This is a genomic window from Sulfurospirillum sp. HTRB-L1 (assembly GCF_059415125.1).
Genome location: NZ_JCAHZR010000018.1, coordinates 1 through 4,960, shown reverse-complemented (window position 1 = coordinate 4,960; position 4,960 = coordinate 1). Strand labels below are relative to the sequence as shown.

At 46.8% G+C, this 4,960-nt stretch carries 4 protein-coding genes; all 4 read left to right on the top strand.

What is annotated here, in order from left to right; genetic code table 11:
- Positions 1-390: 390 nt before the first annotated feature.
- The 4 genes from AC5SLM_RS14370 (at position 391) to fdh3B (ending at position 4,877) form a co-directional block, all read left to right on the top strand.
- On the top strand, positions 391-1,137 hold the full coding sequence (locus tag AC5SLM_RS14370) for a TorD/DmsD family molecular chaperone (RefSeq protein ID WP_495251663.1): 747 nt from the start codon (positions 391-393) through the stop codon (positions 1,135-1,137).
- Between the two features lie 82 nt (positions 1,138-1,219).
- Positions 1,220-1,411: a twin-arginine translocation signal domain-containing protein gene (locus AC5SLM_RS14365; RefSeq protein WP_495251662.1), complete on the top strand. Its 192-nt coding sequence runs from the start codon at positions 1,220-1,222 to the stop codon at positions 1,409-1,411.
- Positions 1,412-1,426: 15 nt separating this feature from the next.
- Positions 1,427-4,267, top strand: a complete 2,841-nt coding sequence (locus tag AC5SLM_RS14360) for a molybdopterin-dependent oxidoreductase (protein ID WP_495251661.1) — start codon at positions 1,427-1,429, stop codon at positions 4,265-4,267.
- Positions 4,268-4,289: 22 nt separating this feature from the next.
- Positions 4,290-4,877 (top strand): formate dehydrogenase FDH3 subunit beta, encoded by a 588-nt coding sequence (fdh3B, locus tag AC5SLM_RS14355; protein WP_495251664.1) that lies wholly within the window; start codon positions 4,290-4,292, stop codon positions 4,875-4,877.
- The last annotated feature ends 83 nt before the right edge of the window (positions 4,878-4,960 follow it).

Below are 4,960 nucleotides of genomic sequence, written 5' to 3'. Positions count from 1 at the left end.
GAAGTTACAAAAAGATAGAAAAATTTAACAAAAGATTTTAATTTGTTTTTGTTATAGTTGTGATATGCCATGTCTAAAAATATGCAAATTTTGCATATTTTTAGACTCTCGAAACCAAGGGGAAATGAAAAAAAGAAAACCGTAAAAATACAGAAAAGAAAACCACTCTTAACCACCAATTTTACCACCAAAGCATAGGGAAAAACATCTCAAAAAGCCCCGTAAATAGGACTTTTTAGCTCTTTTATTAAGTAAGCTTTAATGGAAGAGTCCCTACAATTCGGTAAACAGCCATTGACCAAGTGGATGCGGTGCATGCCGTCAAAGGTAACGTAACACTACCCTTTGCATTTGCGTTCAAACAAACGTCATGGACGTAAAGGTAAAATAATGATTGATAAAACTTCCACCAATAAAGCGCGCGCCTTATACTATGGGTTGCTGAGCAAATTCCTTGTGTATTCTACAAATGCGGACCGCTTTGCAAGCGTCGATGATGCACTGGCGATTATTGGTACCAATCCCCTTGATGAGCATTCAGGTGCTGCCGCCCAACGGTTACTCGCGGTGCTAGACACCCACGGAACAGAAGCCCTTACCAAAGAATACGATGCACTTTTTCACGCCTTTGTGGGCAAAGTGATTCGCACGTCAGCTTCGTATTATGAGGAAGGCATTGAAGCGGGTAAGAAATTGGTCGAAGTGCGGGGGTTTATCGCCAAGACCAAAATCCGCCGCAACGAAGCAACTTTTAAAGACAACGAAGACACCCTACCTTTTTTACTCAGTTTTATGCACGAACTGGTGGAGCTTAGCAGCGCGGGACACAAAGAATACGACACCATTCAGCACTGTTTGTTCGAGCAAGTCATCAATCCTTTTGTGGACGAGGTGATTGAAGGATTGTTTAACCACGACAAAAGCGATGCGTACAAAGATGTCGCCATCTTGCTCAACGCCTTTATGGAGTTTGAACGGCTCTATTTTGAAGTGCCAAAACTTCCCAAGAAAGAAGCTAAAAAAACCAAGCAAGAGTTGGCCGATGAACAAGAGATGCAACGCCGTGCGGCCAACAAAGCCAAACGCGATGCCCAGCGTGCCGCAACCGCTTGCGAATCCGGAGAGTGTGGCGTGTAACCCAAAAAGGGGTTACCTTTGCCTTACATGTAAAGCAAAGGTAACTTCTTCGCGAAGTTAAATTCATCATAAGGAGGATTGTATGGAGCAAACACGTCGTGGCTTTTTGAAAAAAGCAGCGGTCGCTGGTGCCGTCACTGCTGTTGCAGCAGTTGCCGCTTCAGGAAAGCAAGCATACAGTTCGGGTGGTGTCGTTGTGGGGAAATCTTCTAAGACAGAGATTCTTTACAAAAAAACGCAGGCTTGGGAAGCATATTACCAATCTGCCAAGTAATCAAAGGAGAGTTCGATGCAAGAGAGCGCAACACGTGTTCTAGCACACAAAGTCGGACGACGTAGTTTCCTGAAAATGGCCGCAGTAGCGGGTGCATTTGGGGCAACGTCGGGCTTTGCAAGTAGCGGGGCAACACGAAGTGCAACCGAGGAAGAGGTCAAAAACCCATTCCCAGGTTCAAAATTTGTAAAGACGATTTGTTCGTCTTGTTCAGTTGGCTGTGGCGTTATCGCCGAAGTTCAAAATGGTGTGTGGGTACGTCAAGAAGTCGCCCAAGACCATCCTATCAGCCTTGGCGGTCACTGCTGTAAAGGTGCGGGGATGATTGACCTCGTGCGCGCAGAAACCCGTGTTAAGTACCCTATGGTAAAAGAAAAAGGTCAGTGGAAACGCATCAGTTGGGATGTAGCACTTGATCGTATTGCAACAAAATTGAGTGACCTTAAAAAGAAAGACGGCCCAGATTCTGTGATGTTCCTTGGTTCTGCAAAAGTAAGCAACGAGCAAGCTTACTATATTCGTAAATTTGCAGCCATGTTCGGAACAAACAACATGGATCACCAAGCTCGAATCTGACATAGCGCAACAGTCGCCGGTGTGGCGAATACATGGGGTTATGGTGCTATGACAAATTCACTTGGAGATATGCAAAATTCTAAAGCTATTATTATTTTCGGTGCAAGCCCTGCGGTTAATCACCCTGTTGGTTTTCAGCACTTTTTGAAAGCAAAAGAACGTAATAATGCGAAAATTATCGTTATAGATCCTCGCTACACACGTACAGCGGCTAAGGCTGACTTGTACGCACCGATTCGACCAGGTACAGACATTGCCTTTATGTACGGCATGTTAAATATCATCTTTGAAAACGGCTGGGAAGATAAAAAACATCTTGAAGAGCGCGTTTATGGCATGGATTTAATTCGCGAAGAGGCCAAAAAATGGACTCCAGAAGTCGTAGAAGATGTCACAGGCGTTAAAGCAGAGCTGTTGATGCAAATCACCCGCTTGTACGCTAAAACAAAACCGGGTTCTCTCGTATGGGCAATGGGCCTCACCCAACATTCCGTAGGAACAGGAAATACCCGTATTGCTCCAATCCTCCAACTTGCTCTTGGCAACATGGGCATTGAGGGCGGTGGTACAAACATTCTCCGCGGCCATGACAACGTTCAAGGTTCTTCTGACATGGGTTGTTTCCCTGATAGCTTACCTGGATACTACGGTATTGCTGAGGGTGTGTGGAAGTACTATGCGAAAAACTGGGGCGTAGACTACGAATGGCTTGTTTCTCAACACAAGTCCAAAGAGATGATGAGCAAACCTGGTTTCACCCTTTCACGTTGGTGGGCAGGTGTCCTTGATGGCAAAGATGGTAATGACGCGATTGACAATGCGGGCACGCCTCTTAAAGCACTTGTATGTATTGCTAATGGTATCACCTCTACATCACAGCAAGCCAAGGTGAAAGAAGGCCTTGATGGTCTTGAGCTTTTGGTTGTGGTGGATGCGTTTGCAAACGACGCGGTTGTACTAACAGACAAACAAGACGATGTGTTCTTGCTACCTGCGGCTACCCAGTTTGAAACCAGCGGTTCTGTGGTTGCCACCAACCGAAGTATCCAATGGCGTTATCAAGTCGTTGAGCCGTTGTATGAGTCTAAACCTGACCAAGAAGTCTTGTTTGAACTCGCAAAACGTTTGGGCTTTTACGAGCAATACACCAAAGCAATGACATTGCGCAGTGGCAAAGCAAGCTTTGTGTGGCCAGATGATGCGACCGACGAGATTGCCCACATCATTCAAAGTGTTGGGTATTCGGGTCGAACGGCCGCGCGTGCTAAAAAACATACAGACAATTGGCACATGTTTGACGAAGTTTCCATGCGTGGTTTTGGTCCTATGAAAGACGAGTACTATGGTCTTCCATGGCCGTGCTGGACAGAAAAACACCCTGGAAGTCCTATTCTCTACAATGTAAACGTCCCTGTAATGGAAGGCGGTATGGGCTTTAGAAATCGCTTTGGTATGGAGCACAATGGCGTGAGCCAGATGGCAGGACCAAGCGTAACTGTAAAAGGTTCTAAGGTCAAAGGCGGTCACCCACAAATTACCAAAGACAATATCGAAGCAGTTCTTGGTATCACCCTCACGGAAGCTGAAAAAGCGGCAATGGGGCCAAGTTGGGCGATGGATACCAGTAACATCATCGCACAAAAATGTATGGAAGCGGGCGTAGCGCCTTATGGAAATGCACGTGCGCGTTGTATCGTGTGGGAATGGACAGCGTTAGAGCATCAGATTCCATTGCACCGCGAACCACTTCACTCACCACGTACGGATTTGGCAAAAGCGTATCCGTCCTTTAAAGACCGAGCGAAGCACTACCGTGTTGATACAAAATTTGAGAGCTTACAGCAAAGTAAAGATTTTGCTAAAGAGTTCCCTGTTAACTTGATTACAGGACGTATCGTTAACATGAACGGTGCGGGGATTGAAAACCGAGGTTCAAAATACCTTGTGGAACTAACGCCTGAAATGTATGCAGACCTTAACCCAGATTTGGCGGCCAATTATGGCATCCGAAACGGCGATATGATTTGGATTCATGCACCTGAGGGCACGAAGATTAAAGTCAAAGCGCGATTCTCGCACTCTTTGTTGCCAGATCGTATCTTCTTGCCATTCCACTGGGCGGGCCATTTCCAAGGGAAGGATTTAAGTGATCGTTACCCTGAGGGCACTAAACCTTACTCTGTCGGTGAGAGTGCGTGTACGGTAACTAACTACGGGTATGACATTATCACTCAAATCCCCGAAACCAAAGGCGGCCTCTGCCGCATCGAAAAAGCGTAGGGGGTGAGCCATGAGTAGCGTAATGACACGAATGAAATTTTACTGTGATGAAGCCCGTTGTATTGAGTGTAACGGATGTAGCGTTGCATGTGCGGAAGCCCATGAGCTTCCAGTCGGGGTCAATCGCCGTAAGGTGATTACCCTTAACGAAGGGGTAGAAGGCAAAGAGTTCTCCTTGTCTGTGGCGTGTATGCATTGTACCGATGCCCCATGCGCACAAGTGTGCCCTGTGGATTGTTTTTACATCCGAGAAGATGGCATTGTGCTTCACAACAAAGAGACATGTATTGGATGCGGATACTGCTTGTATGCGTGCCCCTTTGGTGCCCCTCAGTTCCCACGCGATGGTGCCTTTGGTACCAAGGGAGCCATGGACAAATGTACCATGTGTGCGGGCGGTCCTGAAGAGACTAACTCCGCAAAAGAGCGCCACCTCTATGGTCAGAACCGTATTTCAGAAGGTAAAGTACCTATGTGTGCGGCCATGTGTTCTACCAAAGCCTTGTTAGTGGGGGACGGTGAGTCTGTTTCTAAAATCTACCGCCAACGCCTCGTGGGCAAGGGTAAGGGAACACAAGGTATGCCTTACGGTTGGAGTACAGCGTACTAATGAAGGAGCAAAAGATGAAACACCCACAAGGTGCGCTGCTTCTTCTTCCCTTGATGGCCTCAGTGGCATTTGCCGCTGAGAAC